At 54.5% G+C, this 14,319-nt stretch carries 14 protein-coding genes; 6 read left to right on the top strand and 8 right to left on the bottom strand.

What is annotated here, in order from left to right; translation table 11 throughout:
• The 3 genes from pcaF to K7B04_RS16990 are packed head-to-tail and all read right to left on the bottom strand — an operon-like array spanning position 1 to position 2,569.
• Complete coding sequence (gene pcaF / locus K7B04_RS17000; protein WP_223802565.1) at positions 1-1,203, bottom strand: 3-oxoadipyl-CoA thiolase; 1,203 nt, start codon at positions 1,201-1,203, stop codon at positions 1-3.
• Positions 1,204-1,212: 9 nt separating this feature from the next.
• Positions 1,213-1,869 carry a 3-oxoacid CoA-transferase subunit B gene (locus K7B04_RS16995; protein WP_223802564.1) on the bottom strand — a complete coding sequence of 219 codons (657 nt, stop codon included), beginning with the start codon at positions 1,867-1,869 and terminating at the stop codon, positions 1,213-1,215.
• Between the two features lie 10 nt (positions 1,870-1,879).
• Positions 1,880-2,569 (bottom strand): 3-oxoacid CoA-transferase subunit A, encoded by a 690-nt coding sequence (locus K7B04_RS16990; RefSeq protein ID WP_163449557.1) that lies wholly within the window; start codon positions 2,567-2,569, stop codon positions 1,880-1,882.
• Between the two features lie 167 nt (positions 2,570-2,736).
• Here K7B04_RS16990 and K7B04_RS16985 point away from each other — a divergent pair, with 167 nt between their 5' ends.
• Positions 2,737-3,543: an IclR family transcriptional regulator C-terminal domain-containing protein gene (locus tag K7B04_RS16985; protein WP_064545606.1), complete on the top strand. Its 807-nt coding sequence runs from the start codon at positions 2,737-2,739 to the stop codon at positions 3,541-3,543.
• On the opposite strand, the gene smrA is transcribed toward K7B04_RS16985, so the two are convergent.
• Complete coding sequence (gene smrA / locus K7B04_RS16980; RefSeq protein ID WP_167575905.1) at positions 3,540-4,103, bottom strand: DNA endonuclease SmrA; 564 nt, start codon at positions 4,101-4,103, stop codon at positions 3,540-3,542. The genes K7B04_RS16985 and smrA overlap by 4 nt on opposite strands.
• 598 nt (positions 4,104-4,701) lie before the next feature.
• Between smrA and ogt the strand changes: the two genes are divergently transcribed.
• Positions 4,702-5,217, top strand: coding sequence for a methylated-DNA--[protein]-cysteine S-methyltransferase (gene ogt / locus K7B04_RS16975; protein ID WP_163449559.1), 516 nt, complete (start codon positions 4,702-4,704; stop codon positions 5,215-5,217).
• Positions 5,218-5,412: 195 nt separating this feature from the next.
• Positions 5,413-6,165, top strand: a complete 753-nt coding sequence (fnr, locus tag K7B04_RS16970; RefSeq protein WP_061708991.1) for a fumarate/nitrate reduction transcriptional regulator Fnr — start codon at positions 5,413-5,415, stop codon at positions 6,163-6,165.
• A gap of 67 nt (positions 6,166-6,232) precedes the next feature.
• Here the strand turns inward: fnr and K7B04_RS16965 are convergent, their stop codons facing one another.
• On the bottom strand, positions 6,233-6,739 hold the full coding sequence (locus tag K7B04_RS16965) for an anti-virulence regulator CigR family protein (protein WP_223802563.1): 507 nt from the start codon (positions 6,737-6,739) through the stop codon (positions 6,233-6,235).
• 219 nt (positions 6,740-6,958) lie between these two features.
• Here K7B04_RS16965 and uspE point away from each other — a divergent pair, with 219 nt between their 5' ends.
• On the top strand, positions 6,959-7,909 hold the full coding sequence (uspE, locus tag K7B04_RS16960) for a universal stress protein UspE (RefSeq protein WP_163449561.1): 951 nt from the start codon (positions 6,959-6,961) through the stop codon (positions 7,907-7,909).
• Between the two features lie 106 nt (positions 7,910-8,015).
• Here uspE and K7B04_RS16955 read toward each other — a convergent pair whose 3' ends face one another.
• From K7B04_RS16955 to pntA, 3 genes are all read right to left on the bottom strand, one after another.
• A complete protein-coding gene (locus K7B04_RS16955) occupies positions 8,016-8,204 on the bottom strand; it encodes a YdiH family protein (protein WP_163449562.1) in 189 nt (62 codons plus the stop codon).
• Between the two features lie 138 nt (positions 8,205-8,342).
• Positions 8,343-9,731 (bottom strand): Re/Si-specific NAD(P)(+) transhydrogenase subunit beta, encoded by a 1,389-nt coding sequence (pntB, locus tag K7B04_RS16950; RefSeq protein WP_163449563.1) that lies wholly within the window; start codon positions 9,729-9,731, stop codon positions 8,343-8,345.
• A 10-nt stretch (positions 9,732-9,741) separates the two neighbouring features.
• Positions 9,742-11,271, bottom strand: a complete 1,530-nt coding sequence (gene pntA / locus K7B04_RS16945; protein ID WP_223802562.1) for a Re/Si-specific NAD(P)(+) transhydrogenase subunit alpha — start codon at positions 11,269-11,271, stop codon at positions 9,742-9,744.
• Positions 11,272-11,796: 525 nt separating this feature from the next.
• On the opposite strand from pntA, the gene ydgH reads away from it, so the two are divergent.
• Together ydgH and K7B04_RS16935 are read left to right on the top strand one after the other, a co-directional pair.
• Positions 11,797-12,747, top strand: coding sequence for a DUF1471 family protein YdgH (gene ydgH / locus K7B04_RS16940; RefSeq protein WP_163449565.1), 951 nt, complete (start codon positions 11,797-11,799; stop codon positions 12,745-12,747).
• Between the two features lie 168 nt (positions 12,748-12,915).
• A complete protein-coding gene (locus K7B04_RS16935) occupies positions 12,916-14,298 on the top strand; it encodes an amino acid permease (protein ID WP_223802561.1) in 1,383 nt (460 codons plus the stop codon).
• Positions 14,299-14,319 lie beyond the last annotated feature (21 nt).

The following is a 14,319-nucleotide window of genomic DNA, read 5'->3' as shown; positions in this document are numbered from 1 at the left end:
TTATACGCGTTCAATAATCAGCGCGATCCCCTGGCCGACGCCGATACACATCGTGCATAGCGCATACCGCCCGCCGGTACGACGCAGCTGGTAGGCCGCGGTCATCGCCAGCCGTCCACCGGAAGCGCCCAGCGGATGCCCCAGCGCAATCGCCCCGCCGTTCGGGTTCACGTGCGCGGCATCATCCGGCAGACCTAAATCGCGCAGCACGGCCAGCGCCTGGGCGGCGAAAGCTTCATTCAACTCGATAACGTCCATCTGCGCCAGCGTCAGACCCGTTTGAGCCAGGACTTTCCGTACCGCTGGCGCTGGCCCGAATCCCATAATACGTGGCGCAACACCGGCAGTTGCCACGCCGACGACGCGAGCCAGCGGCTGTAAATCATTCTGCGCCATCGCCTGCTCGCTGGCTAACAGCAGCGCACAGGCGCCATCGTTTACCCCGGACGCGTTACCCGCGGTGACGGTCGCATCAGGGCGCACCACGCCTTTCAGCTTCGCCAGCGCCTCAAGCGAGGTGCTGCGCGGATGTTCATCCTGGGCAAAACACAGGGGTTCGCCTTTGCGCTGCGGGATCCACACCGGGATCAGCTCGTCATTAAACGCGCCATTGGCCTGCGCCTGTGCGGTACGCTGCTGGCTACGTAGCGCGAAAGCATCCTGGTCGGCACGGGAAATGGTAAAATCTGTCGCCACGTTTTCTGCCGTCTCCGGCATCGAATCCACGCCGTACAGCGCTTTCATTTGCGCGTTGATAAACCGCCAACCGATGGTGGTATCTTCCATCTTCATGGCGCGGCTGAACGCGCTTTCCGCTTTGCCCATCACGAACGGCGCGCGCGACATGCTTTCTACGCCCCCCGCAATCATCAACTGGGTTTCACCACTTTTAATCGCCCGCGCCGCCACGCCAATGGCGTCCAGGCTGGAGCCGCAAAGACGGTTGATGGTGCTGCCCGGTACTGTTTCCGGCAGCCCGGCCAACAGCAGCGCCATACGCGCGACGTTACGGTTATCTTCCCCGGCCTGATTCGCGCAGCCATAAATCACATCGTCAATACGCGCCGGGTCAAGCCCGCGATGACGCTCCAGCAACGCTTTCAGCGGCAGAGCGGCCAAATCGTCGGCGCGTACGCCAGCCAGAGTACCACCAAAACGACCAAACGGTGTGCGTACCGCGTCGCAGATAAATGCTTGATTCATCATCATTCCTTAGGCGCTTTCCGCGACCGCGTCGTAAATCAGGGTAACAGGGGTAATACGCTGTAATTCATCGAAAGAGATACCGTTGAAGATTTCGCGCACCACCGGGCCATTGGAGGTGATATCAATGACGGCGAGATCGGTATAAATGCGGCTGACGCAACCGACGCCGGTCAGCGGATAGGTGCACTGTTCCACTAACTTACATTCACCGTCACGGGTCAGGTGGTCCATCATCACAAACACCTGACGTGCGCCAACGGCCAGATCCATCGCCCCGCCAACGGCAGGAATCGCGTCCGGCGCGCCGGTGCTCCAGTTGGCCAGATCGCCAGCGGCAGAAACCTGGTAGGCTCCCAGCACGCAAATATCCAGATGGCCGCCGCGCATCATGGCAAAGGAGTCGCCATGATGGAAATAACAGCCGCCCTGCAGCAGAGTCACGTACTCTTTGCCGGCGTTAATCAGTTCGGGATCTTCTTCACCGGGCGCCGGTTTTGGCCCCATGCCCAGCAGGCCGTTTTCGCTGTGTAAAAAGACTTCTTTATCAGACGGCAGATAGTTGGCAATGCGGGTCGGCAGGCCAATGCCCAGGTTCACGTAGGCGCCTTCCGGAATGTCCTGCGCCACGCGTTTTGCCATATCGTCACGAGAGATTTTTTGCATTGTCGGCTCCTTAAGCTCGCTGCGCCTGAGCGGTGAAAGATTCCTGCGCGAACACGCGTTGCACAAAAATGCCCGGCGTGACGACGTTTTCCGGGTCGAGATCGCCCAGCGCCACCATGCTGGTGACTTCCACAATGGTGGTTTTCGCCGCCGTGGCCATAATAGGCCCAAAGTTACGTGCCGCTTTGCGATAAACCAGGTTGCCCCAACGGTCAGCCTGGTGAGCTTTAATCAGCGCAAAGTCGGCGCTAATCGGGTACTCCAGCACATAGTGGCGGCCATCGATTTCACGGGTTTCTTTGCCTTCCGCTAATGGCGTGCCGTAGCCCGTCGGGGTGAAAATAGCGCCAAGGCCTGCGCCAGCGGCCTGAATGCGGGCGGCCAGGTTCCCTTGCGGAACCAGTTCCAGCTCCACTTTGCCGCGGCGATACAGGTCGTCGAAAATCTGTGAGTCGACCTGGCGTGGGAATGAGCAGATCATTTTACGTACCCGCCCGGCCTTCAACAGCGCCGCGAGGCCGATTTCACCGTTTCCGGCGTTGTTATTGATAATGGTCAGGTCGCGTGCGCCCTGTTCAATCAACGCATCGATCAGCAGCGTTGGCTGCCCGGCCGGCCCAAAGCCGCCGATCATAATGGTCGCCCCATCGTGAATACCCGCGACGGCATCCGCCAGCGTCGGCACACTTTTATCAATCATCAGGTTGCTCCTCGTTGTGCGGTTATCGCACTAATATTCGTTGTTCGCACAAAATGTGACCCGCTTAACGATGCCGGTCAAGGGCGATAATCGAAATATGGTGCGATAATCGAACATCGTGTATGTTTAGGCTGAGAATGTGATCGGCGGCATAATCGGAGAGAAAAATGGAGAAACATCCAGACGATATTTTGACGGGCGATAGCGACCCGTTTAAAGGTGACCCTAACTTTATGGCCTCGCTGGCGCGTGGGCTGGAGGTGATTCAGGCCTTCACTCCGCAGCGGCGGCTGCTGTCGATTTCGCAAATCAGCCAGAAGACGGGGATCCCCCGCGCGGCCGTCCGTCGCTGCCTGTATACCCTGGGTAAATTGGGGTTTGTCTACGCCGAGGATGGCAAAAATTTTCAACTGCGCCCGCGCATTTTATCGCTGGGGCACGCATGGCTGGCCTCTACGCCCCTGGCACGTTCCGCGCAGCCGGTGCTGAAACATTTAAGCGATATGCTTAATGAGTCTTGCTCAATCGCCACCCTCGACGGCGACGATATTCTCTACATCGCCCGAGCGTCCAGCTCGCGCATTATGACCATAGACCTGGATATCGGCAGTCGTTTGCCGGCGTGGTCAACCTCAATGGGGCGCGTGCTGTTGAGCTACCAGCCAGAAGAAAAACTCAACGATATGTTGGCCCGCATCACCATGATCCGCTATACCCCGCAGACCATTTCGTCTGTCAGTAAGCTGCGCAGCGAGCTGAAGGCGGTGCGTCAACAGGGGTATGCGTTAAACGATCAGGAGCTGGAGATGGGTCTGCGTTCACTTGCGGTGCCGCTGTTTAATTCGCAGGGCCAGGTGGAGGCGGCGCTGAACGTCGGCGTCCATGCCGGACAGGTATCCGCGGCTGAATTGCTGGATCGCGTGTTGCCCGAACTGCAAAAAGCCGCATCAGAGTTGACGCTTTTGCTGCGTTAGCGGCTACGTTTAGCGTGGCGCTCCCAGTTTTCCTGTTTCGCCGCCGCCGATTTACGCAGCGCCACATAACATGCGCCGCTACCGCCATGGTGCGGTAGCGCGCTACAGAAAGCCTGAACGTCGTCGAATTCAGTTAACCAGCGAGCAAGATAGCTGCGAATAATGTTTGCGTGCGAGCCCTCTTCCTTACCTTTACCGTGAATAATCAGGATATTGCGTAAATTGTCTTGTTCAGCCTGTAGGAGAAAGGCAAACAGGCTCTGACGGCACTGTTCAACGGTCTGCTTACGTAAATCCAGGCTGGCCTGCTGGCTGTATTTGCCCTGCCGCAGTTTATCCAGAACGCCTGTCTGTAGCCCTTCTCGCTTAAACTCCAGCGGGGTGGCGAGCGGGACAATGTCGAGAAAACCGGTGGTGAGAAAATTATCGAGCTGCAGTGTATCCACCTGCTGGCGGGTTCGGGCGTTGCGCACTGGCTGCCAATGAACGTCGCTGTGGCGCTTCAGCGGCTGGACATCCTCCATGGCGTCAAGAAACAGCGATTTGTCGTCAAGATTCATGAGAATTCCCCCCTTATTACCACAGGCGGATACTATAGCCGCGCGGCCTTGCAGGCTCAATGCTTTTCCCTTTGCGTCAAAATGATTGGCATGCAAAATAGACTGCACGATAATTAATTTGCTACACGTATGATTGAACTAAAACTTAAATGATATAAATCATTAATTAATTATCTATCCCTATTCAGAATACGTGAAATAAATCACCAAGAATTATCTGGAAAATAAGCGCAGACCCGTTATAAATAGTATTACCCGCTGTGCGGAGCAAAATGTGGGAATCGGTACGGATACACCTGTGTGGTTGCTGCGGGGTCTGGCGATGTCGACAGACCCCGATTTTTATTACGAGTCATTCATCTTAAATTTCATTGAGTTACATTCAAGCAGAACGCTTTCCCTCAGCGTTTATCTGGTTATATTTTAACCAAGCCTTCATCAAGGTATTATTCGATATAACCGAGCTTTATAGTTGATGATAAATAAGCCATATCCTTTGTGATGTTATACATCTGAGGTATAGAGCCAGCGGCCATTCACATGCTATGGTGTCAAGCAGGAATAATTTGCGTAAACATATCATATATAGAGAGTGCGCATGCTGACGTTGCTTGAAGATAAAATTGCCACACCGCTCGGGCCGCTGTGGATTCTGTGTGATGAGAACTTTCATTTGCGCGCCGTGGAATGGGAAGAACACAGCGACCGTATGGTGCAACTGCTGGATATTCACTACCGAACTGAAGGCTATACCCGCGTCACATCACGCAACCCCGGCGGGCTGAGTCAGCAGTTGGCGAACTATTTTGATGGCGACCTGGCGGTGATCGAATCCCTGCCTACCGCCACCGCCGGAACCCCCTTTCAGCGCGAAGTCTGGCAAACCCTGCGCACCATCCCCTGTGGTCAGGTGATGCACTACGGGCAGCTAGCCGAACAGCTTGGCCGTCCGGGAGCCGCTCGCGCCGTAGGCGCCGCCAATGGATCTAACCCGGTGAGTATCGTCGTGCCCTGCCATCGGGTGATCGGACGCAACGGCACCATGACCGGTTATGCTGGCGGCGTACAGCGTAAAGAGTGGCTTCTGCGACACGAAGGCTATCTGCTGCTTTGATTTTCTGTGCCCTTTATGAGCTTAACAGGCGCTTTAGCGATAAATGCGCCTGAAAATTTATATTCTATATCAATGATATATATCTCATTCCCTGCTATCCCATTTTAATCTTGGGTGAATACGCGCGCCGAGACTTACCTGCTCAACAAAAAGATGTTAAAATTGACCAATATCAATTACGGCTTGAGCAAACCTATGATCCCGGAAAAGAGAATTATACGACGCATTCAGTCTGGCGGTTGCGCGATCCATTGCCAGGATTGCAGCATCAGCCAGCTTTGCATCCCGTTCACTCTTAATGAGCATGAGCTTGATCAGCTGGATAATATTATCGAGCGCAAAAAGCCTATTCAGAAAGGGCAAACGTTATTCAAAGCCGGAGATGAACTGAAGTCTCTGTATGCCATCCGTTCCGGTACCATCAAGAGCTACACCATTACCGAGCAAGGCGATGAGCAGATCACCGGTTTCCATCTGGCAGGCGATTTAGTTGGCTTCGACGCCATCGGCACCGGCCATCACCCGAGCTTTGCTCAGGCGCTGGAAACTTCCATGGTGTGCGAAATCCCGTTTGAGACCCTTGATGACCTCTCAGGCAAAATGCCGAACCTGCGTCAGCAGATGATGCGTCTGATGAGTGGAGAGATCAAAGGCGATCAGGACATGATCCTGCTGCTGTCGAAGAAAAACGCGGAAGAGCGCCTGGCGGCCTTTATCTATAACCTGTCGCGTCGTTTCGCTCAGCGTGGTTTCTCGCCGCGTGAATTCCGTCTCACCATGACCCGTGGCGATATCGGTAACTACCTGGGTCTGACGGTAGAAACCATCAGCCGACTGCTGGGTCGTTTCCAGAAAAGCGGCATGCTGGCGGTGAAAGGTAAATACATCACCATTGAAAACAGCGATGCGCTGGCTATTCTCGCGGGTCATACTCGTAACGTCGCCTGACCGCTGTTTCATGACACCAATACAAAACCCCGGCAAGCCGGGGTTTTTTATTGTCTGCTTCAGCTCTCTAATCAAATACGCCGTTAATCACCGACGTGACAATCGCCGTACTTAAAGCAATGAGTACCAGGTTATCGCCAATCACCTGCCATTCATAACCGGGGTAATAAGGAAGCTGATTGAGCATTGATCCCGGAACCGCTTTTTTCGCAATACCCGGTGGCAGCGGTTTACCTCGCGCCAAATTTTTAGCAATGCCCGGTGGCAAAGATTTGTAGCCGGTCAGGCCATAGTTAACCGCGAGCTGCCTGGCCGTTGCGTAGCTGATATCGCGGTCAACATGGTCGGGTTTGCCGTAATTCTTACGCGATGTCGATCCGTGGTCCTTGTCCTGGCCTTTACTCCACTGCTGGCTATTCCCTTTATCGCTTTTACTATTACCGTGGCTACTGTTGCCGTGGTTGCCGTTACCGTTGCCATGCCCGTTGCCGGGGTCGGCCAACACTGGCGCTGCGCAGAGCGACAACGCAACGACGGCCGCGACCGTCTTTAAGAGTGAGGAACGCTGGGTCATCGTCATTTCCTTGTGTGCGGGGTATCTGAGAGAAATCTATCTCATTCTGTGTAAAAAAACCTACGCATTAAATCTGAATTTATCGAACTTCTCCGATGCCCACGACAAGGCTAATTTATCCTGTTTATTGATCTTGCGAAGGTTCCCCCCTGTTTCAATCCCACTATATGAGTTATCTTTTACTTACAAACTGTGGTTACAGCTGTAAGGAGACCCTGTATGGCCAGATATCAAAATATGCTCGTGGCGATCGATCCGAATCAGGACGACCAGCCTGCGCTACGACGTGCTGTGTATCTTCATCAACGGATTGGCGGCCGCATTAAAGCCTTTTTGCCGATCTATGACTTTTCCTATGAAATGACCACCCTTTTGTCTCCTGATGAGCGCACCGCAATGCGCCAGGGCGTGATTAGCCAGCGAACCGCATGGATCCGCGAACAGGCCAAATACTACCTGGAAGCCGGCGTTCCGCTGGAGATCAAAGTGGTGTGGCATAATCGCCCGTTCGAAGCCATCATCCAGGAAGTTGTCAGCGGCGGCCACGATTTGCTGCTGAAAATGGCCCACCAGCACGACAAGCTGGAGTCGGTGATCTTCACCCCAACCGACTGGCACCTGTTACGTAAATGCCCATGCCCGGTATGGATGGTGAAAGATCAGCCGTGGCCTGAAGGCGGTAAAGCACTCGTTGCCGTCAACCTTGCCAGCGAAGAAGCGTACCATAACGCGTTGAACGAGAAGCTGGTCAAAGAGACCCTTGAGCTGGCCGAACAGGTCAACCATACCGAAGTGCACCTGGTCGGCGCTTTCCCGGTCACGCCGATCAATATCGCCATTGAATTGCCTGATTTCGACCCCAGCGTTTACAACGATGCGATTCGCGGCCAGCACCTGCTGGCGATGAAATCGTTGCGCCAGAAATTTGGTATTGATGAGAAGTTTACTCACGTCGAGAAAGGGTTGCCTGAAGAGGTCATTCCGGATCTTGCCGCGCATCTTGACGCCGGCATCGTGGTACTGGGCACTATCGGACGAACCGGTATTTCGGCGGCCTTCCTCGGCAACACTGCCGAACAGGTTATTGACCACCTGCGCTGCGACCTGCTCGCGATCAAACCCAATGACTATCAGACCCCCGTCGAGATGGACGACGAAGAAGACGATTAAGTGGTGTGATGTGACAAAAAAACCGGTCAATTCAAATGGCCGGTTTTTTTTGTCTTGCGATTAGCTTCCCGGCATCATCATGCGCTGCCAGGCTAGCGGGATGCTATCAATGGAGCCCTAGTCGCCAGGCAAAGTCGATCTCTTCTTTCAGTTCAATGGCAGAAAGCGCCATCAGGTCAGCAAATTCCAGCTCAAGTTGCTTAACGCGTTTCAGGTACTGTGCAGGGGTTAAAGGTGTGGTTTCGCGACGAAGATATTCGATGGCCAATTGTGCAGGCGTTAACAAGGTATCCATAAGTTCCTCTGTTGGTTTGAACGACATAGAACATTATAACACCTTTCACTGCGCACTTTTTGACCAAAAACAATCATAAATCAAATATAAGGCCGCCATTCCTCAGAAGAATGGCGGCCTTCATTTTATACGCGGTGATTACAGCGCTTTCAGAATGGCATCCACGCTAGCTTTCGCATCGCCGAACAGCATCTGAGTATTTTCTTTAAAGAACAGCGGGTTCTGTACCCCAGCGTAACCGGTATTCATGGAGCGCTTGAAGACAATAACATTCTGCGCCTTCCACACTTCCAGAACCGGCATGCCAGCAATCGGGCTTTTCGGATCGTCCTGCGCGGCCGGGTTAACGGTATCGTTCGCGCCGATAACCAGTACGGTATCGGTGTCAGCAAAGTCATCGTTGATTTCGTCCATCTCCAGCACGATGTCGTAAGGCACCTTCGCTTCCGCCAGCAGCACGTTCATGTGGCCCGGCAGACGCCCGGCAACCGGGTGGATACCAAAGCGCACTTTGATACCGCGCGCGCGCAGTTTTTCGGTGATTTCCGCTACCGGATACTGTGCCTGCGCCACCGCCATGCCATACCCCGGGGTGATGATTACCGAGTGGGAGTTTTTCAGCATTTCAGCGGTTTCTTCGGCGTTAATTTCGCGATGCTCGCCCACTTCTTCATCACTACCGGTAGAGGAACCGTCGGTACCAAAACCACCCGCAATAACGCTGAAGAACGACCGGTTCATCGCCTTACACATGATGTAAGACAGGATGGCACCGGAAGAACCCACCAGCGCACCGGTGACGATCAGCAGGTCGTTGCTGAGCATAAAGCCCGCCGCCGCCGCCGCCCAACCGGAGTATGAGTTCAGCATCGAGACCACTACCGGCATGTCTGCCCCACCGATAGATGCCACCAGGTGCCAACCGAAAGCCAGCGCGATAATGGTCATCACCAGCAGGCACAGCACCTGAGTGCCCACGCTGTCGGTGCGCACGAAAGCCACCATCAGCAGGAAGGAAACCACCAGCGCCGCCAGGTTCAGCTTGTGACGATTTGGCAGCATCAGCGGCTTCGAAGACATCTTGCCGCACAGCTTGCCGAACGCCACGATAGAACCGGTAAAGGTGACCGCACCGATAAAGATACCGAGGAACACTTCTGTCAGGTGAATATTGACCAGAATCTGCTCCATACCGGTTTCATGCTGCAGGTAGCTGTTGAAGCCCACCAGCACCGCGGCCAGACCGACAAAGCTGTGCAGCACCGCGACCAGCTCCGGCATTTCGGTCATTTCCACTTTCTTCGCCAGGCGAATACCGATCGCGCCGCCGATAATCATCGCCAGCAGGATCCACGCCACATTGCTGGTATCCGGCCCGAAGATGGTCGCGATCAGGGCAATCGCCATACCGGCGATGCCGTAGTAGTTGCCCTGCTGCGAGGTTTCGTGTTTGGAAAGCCCGGCGAGACTGAAAATAAACAGGATTGCGGCAACAATGTATGCAGCTGTAACTAATCCTCCAGACATTTGTTACCCCTTATCCTTTGCGGAACATTTTCAGCATGCGCTGAGTGACGGTGAAACCACCAAAAATATTAATGCTGGCGATCAATACCGCGATAAAACTCAGGAAGCTTACCCAGCCACCATGGCCAATCTGCAGGAGCGCGCCAACCACGATAATGCCTGAGATAGCATTCGTGACCGACATCAACGGCGTGTGCAATGCATGCGAGACGTTCCACACCACGTAATAACCCACTACGCAGGAGAGCGCGAACACGGTGAAGTGACCGAGGAACTCTTTCGGTGCGACGCTCGCCAGCCAGCCAAACAGAATGATGGCCAGCGCGATCAGCGCATATTTACGCCACGGTGACACCGGTTTCTCCGGCTCTTTTGGCGCTGGCGCGGCTTTCTGCGCTGCCTGCGGCTGTGCCGAAACCTGAATCGGCGGTGCCGGCCAGGTGACTTCGCCTTCGCGGATGACGGTCACGCCGCGCACCACGACGTCATCAAAATCGATAGTGATGTTGCCGTCTTTCTCTTTGCACAGCAGCTTCAGCAGGTTCACCAGGTTGGTGCCATACAGCTGAGATGACTGCGTCGGCAGGCGTCCGGCCAAATCGGTATAGCCGATCACCTTCACGCCGTTTGCCGTGACGAAAATTTCATTTGGCACGGTGTATTCGCAGTTACCGCCGTTTTGCGCGGCCAGGTCGACGATGACGCTCCCCGGCGTCATGGAATCCACCATTTCGCGGGTAATCAGCTTCGGCGCCGGTTTGCCCGGAATCAACGCGGTGGTAACGATGATGTCGACCTCTTTTGCCTGCGCGGCAAACAGAGCCATTTCAGCGGCAATAAACGCCTCTGACATCACTTTGGCATAACCGTCTCCGCTGCCGGCTTCTTCTTTGAAGTCCAGCTCAAGGAATTCGGCGCCCATGCTCTGCACCTGCTCTTTCACTTCCGGGCGGGTGTCGAACGCACGCACAATCGCGCCAAGGCTGTTCGCCGCGCCGATAGCGGCAAGACCCGCTACGCCCGCGCCAATCACCATCACTTTCGCCGGTGGAACTTTCCCCGCCGCGGTGATTTGGCCGGTAAAGAAACGACCGAACTCGTGAGCCGCTTCGACGATAGCGCGATAACCCGCAATGTTCGCCATCGAACTTAACGCATCCAGCGATTGGGCACGGGAAATACGCGGCACGGAGTCCATCGCCATGACGTTAATATTCCGCTCAGCCAATTTTGCCATCAGCTCAGCATTTTGTGCCGGCCAGATAAAGCTAATCAGCGTCGTACCCGGGTTCAGCAGCGCAATTTCTTCATCCAGCGGCGCGTTAACCTTGAGGATAACGTCGGATTGCCAGATATCATCGCCTGATACAATCTCTGCACCAGCCTGCACAAATGCTTCGTCATCAAAACTGGCTAGTTTTCCTGCACCACTTTCAATGGCCACGCTAAAACCGAGCTTCAGCAGCTGCTCAACCGTTTTCGGCGTTGCTGCGACTCGCGTTTCCTGGGCCCACCTTTCTTTTGGTACACCAATACGCATAACTATTCCCTTATATCGGTTCTTATTTAATGGTTTGCCGTTTTGTCAGTTTGTTGCGGGTAACCCGTAAGTGACCTAACAGGCGAACAACCTGAATAAATAAAACAGTAACAAACTGTCTATAACCTACTGAAAATACCGATTGTGATCTAGCGCCGAAAAACACTATTTTTGCATTAAATGCCAAATAAGGAGTTCCAGCCGCTACAAACAGCGATATTTGCCCCGATTTGAGTAGCGAGCCCCATAATTCGCTTCTTCTCCGTGGGAAAACATGATTTTTCGCGGGCAAGACGGCGCGGTTAACATTCTATTAACTTAAAAAAGTCATATGGTTGACCGCTTTTTCCGGTCAAGCGCCCGTTTTTTCAACATATCAGGAAAAGTTATCCAAAACCGTCACCGGGTTCGCATCTGAAGTTAAAAATGACGCAGACAGTAGCGTCATTTCAATGCCATAATCAGACGTTTTCCCGTTAACAACATGACCCGAATTTGGTTTGCGCAAGGCGAAGGATTATTTTTATGAAGCTTAAGAACACCCTCCTCGTGTCCGCCATGCTGTCTGCCGCGGCAATGTCCGCTCATGCAGCCACCGAGCTGACCCCGGAGCAAGCGTCCGCACTGAAGCCCTATGACCGCGTGGTGATCACCGGTCGCTATACCGCCATTGGCGATGCAGTCAACGCCATGTCCCGCAAAGCGGACAAAGAAGGCGCAGCCTCTTTCTATGTTGTCGATACCTCTGATTACGGCAACAGCGGCAACTGGCGCGTCACGGCAGATCTCTATAAAGAAGACGCGCCGAAAGCCGACGCTCCGAAAAATCGCATCATCAATGGCGTGATGGAACTGCCGAAAGACCAGGCCGTTGCGCTGGTGCCTTACGACACCGTCACCGTTCAGGGCTTCTACCGCAGCCAGCCGGAAGTGAACGATGCTATTACCAAGGCCGCCAAAGCCAAAGGCGCCGCCTCCTTCTTTATCGTCCGTCAGGTTGATGCGAACGACGGCGGTAACCAGCGTATTACCGCCTACATCTATAAAGCCGATGCGGAAAAACGCGTATTGCAGAGCCCGGATGCCATTCCGGCAGATTCTGACGCCGGACGTAAACTGCTGGCAGAAGGCGGCGAAGCAGCGAAACAGGTTGAGATCCCGGGTGTAGCGACAACCGCCGCCGTCGGTGCGGGCACCGGCGTAGGCCGTTTCTTCGAAACACAGACCACCAAGGGTGGGCGTTACAGTGTCACGCTTCCTGACGGTACGAAAGTCGAAGAACTGAACAAAGTCACTGCCGCACAGATGATTCCGTTCGACAGCATCAAGTTCACCGGTAACTACGGCAACATGACCGAAGTGTCTTATCAGGTGGCAAAACGCGCCGCTAAGAAAGGCGCTAAGTATTACCACATTACCCGTGAATGGCAGGAGCGCGGCGGCAACGTCACCATCAGCGCCGACCTGTACAAGTAAGCAACAGCAAAAGGCGGCGTAAGCCGCCTTTTTTATTCATTTCTTTTTATACATTGTTGCATGTATGCATCGCTCTCCGTAAAATCGCCGCCTCAGCGCAATCCTCCATGTTTATGCGATTTCGCCAAATAAATATTCTTGTTCTTCGCCTTCCACGACAGGATTCTCATGGAAAAGAAATTAGGGCTTAGCGCCCTGACGGCTCTGGTTCTGAGCTCAATGCTCGGTGCGGGCGTATTCAGCCTGCCGCAAAACATGGCCGAGGTCGCCAGCCCCGCCGCACTGCTGATTGGCTGGGCTATCACCGGCGTGGGCATTCTGTTCCTTGCCATCGCCATGCTGGTACTGACCCGCATCCGTCCGGATCTTGACGGCGGTATCTTTACCTACGCGCGCGAAGGTTTCGGGGAACTGATCGGCTTTTGTTCCGCATGGGGTTACTGGCTGTGTGCGGTGATTGCCAACGTCTCCTATCTGGTGATTGTTTTCTCCGCCCTCAGTTTCTTTACCGATACGCCTGAACTGCGCCTGTTTGGCGACGGTAATACCTGGCAATCCATTGTCGGGGCTTCGGTGCTGCTCTGGGTGGTTCATTTTCTGGTTCTGCGCGGCGTACAGACGGCTGCCAGCATCAACCTGGCCGCGACGCTGGCCAAGCTGGTACCGCTGGGGTTGTTTATCGTGCTGGCGGCGATCGCTTTTAAAAGCGAGACCTTTACTCTGGATTTCCACGGTATCGACCTTGGCGTGCCGGTGTGGGAACAGGTGAAAAACACTATGCTGATAACGCTTTGGGTGTTTATTGGCGTGGAAGGCGCGGTGGTGGTGTCGGCGCGCGCCCGCAATAAAAAAGATGTTGGCCGCGCGACGCTGCTGGCCGTGATTTCCGCGCTGGGGGTTTATCTGCTGGTCACGCTGCTGTCAATGGGGGTGGTTGCCCGTCCTGAACTGGCAGAGATGCGCAATCCATCAATGGCGGGCCTGATGGTGCGTATGATGGGTTCCTGGGGTGAAATTGTGATTGCCGCCGGGCTGATTGTCTCCGTTTGCGGGGCCTACCTGAGCTGGACAATTATGGCAGCGGAAGTGCCGCTGCTGGCTGCCACGCATAAAGCATTCCCGCGAATCTTCGCCCGACAGAACGCGAATAACGCCCCTGCCGCCTCGCTGTGGCTCACCAACCTGAGCGTACAGGCAAGCCTGGTGCTAATCTGGCTGACCGGTTCTGACTACAACACGCTGCTGACTATCGCTTCCGAGATGATCCTCGTGCCTTACTTCCTGGTCGGCGCGTTTTTACTCAAGGTGGCGCGTCGTCCGCTGCATAAAGTGATTGGTGTCGGTGCCTGCATTTATGGCTTATGGTTATTATATGCGTCCGGCCCGATGCACCTGCTGCTATCGGTCGTACTCTATGCGCCGGGCCTGTTAGTCTTTATCTATGCGCGCCGCACGCATGAAGATAATATCCTGCTCAAGCGTCGCGAATTAGCCTTAATCGGCCTACTTCTGGTTGCCGCTGTGCCGGCAACGTGGATGTTAATGGGGTAACGCGGTCACCCCATCGCAGAA

The sequence above is a fragment of the Kluyvera sp. CRP genome (genome assembly GCF_019930565.1).
In the GTDB taxonomy this organism is placed as follows: domain Bacteria; phylum Pseudomonadota; class Gammaproteobacteria; order Enterobacterales; family Enterobacteriaceae; genus Kluyvera; species Kluyvera georgiana_A.
Note: the sequence above shows the minus strand (reverse complement) of the source record. Positions and strands in the feature narration are given on the sequence as shown.

Bases quoted from the DNA above. Each gene is read 5' to 3' on its own strand.
- K7B04_RS16985 (WP_064545606.1), top strand. From the start codon at position 2,737: ATGGAGAAACATCCAGACGATATTTTGACGGGCGATAGCGACCCGTTT.
- K7B04_RS16935 (WP_223802561.1), top strand. From the start codon at position 12,916: ATGGAAAAGAAATTAGGGCTTAGCGCCCTGACGGCTCTGGTTCTGAGC.
- ydgH (WP_163449565.1), top strand. From the start codon at position 11,797: ATGAAGCTTAAGAACACCCTCCTCGTGTCCGCCATGCTGTCTGCCGCG.
- fnr (WP_061708991.1), top strand. From the start codon at position 5,413: ATGATCCCGGAAAAGAGAATTATACGACGCATTCAGTCTGGCGGTTGC.
- pntB (WP_163449563.1), bottom strand. From the start codon at position 9,731: ATGTCTGGAGGATTAGTTACAGCTGCATACATTGTTGCCGCAATCCTG.
- K7B04_RS16990 (WP_163449557.1), bottom strand. From the start codon at position 2,569: ATGATTGATAAAAGTGTGCCGACGCTGGCGGATGCCGTCGCGGGTATT.
- pcaF (WP_223802565.1), bottom strand. From the start codon at position 1,203: ATGAATCAAGCATTTATCTGCGACGCGGTACGCACACCGTTTGGTCGT.
- K7B04_RS16955 (WP_163449562.1), bottom strand. From the start codon at position 8,204: ATGGATACCTTGTTAACGCCTGCACAATTGGCCATCGAATATCTTCGT.
- ogt (WP_163449559.1), top strand. From the start codon at position 4,702: ATGCTGACGTTGCTTGAAGATAAAATTGCCACACCGCTCGGGCCGCTG.
- K7B04_RS16965 (WP_223802563.1), bottom strand. From the start codon at position 6,739: ATGACCCAGCGTTCCTCACTCTTAAAGACGGTCGCGGCCGTCGTTGCG.
- smrA (WP_167575905.1), bottom strand. From the start codon at position 4,103: ATGAATCTTGACGACAAATCGCTGTTTCTTGACGCCATGGAGGATGTC.
- pntA (WP_223802562.1), bottom strand. From the start codon at position 11,271: ATGCGTATTGGTGTACCAAAAGAAAGGTGGGCCCAGGAAACGCGAGTC.
- uspE (WP_163449561.1), top strand. From the start codon at position 6,959: ATGGCCAGATATCAAAATATGCTCGTGGCGATCGATCCGAATCAGGAC.
- K7B04_RS16995 (WP_223802564.1), bottom strand. From the start codon at position 1,869: ATGCAAAAAATCTCTCGTGACGATATGGCAAAACGCGTGGCGCAGGAC.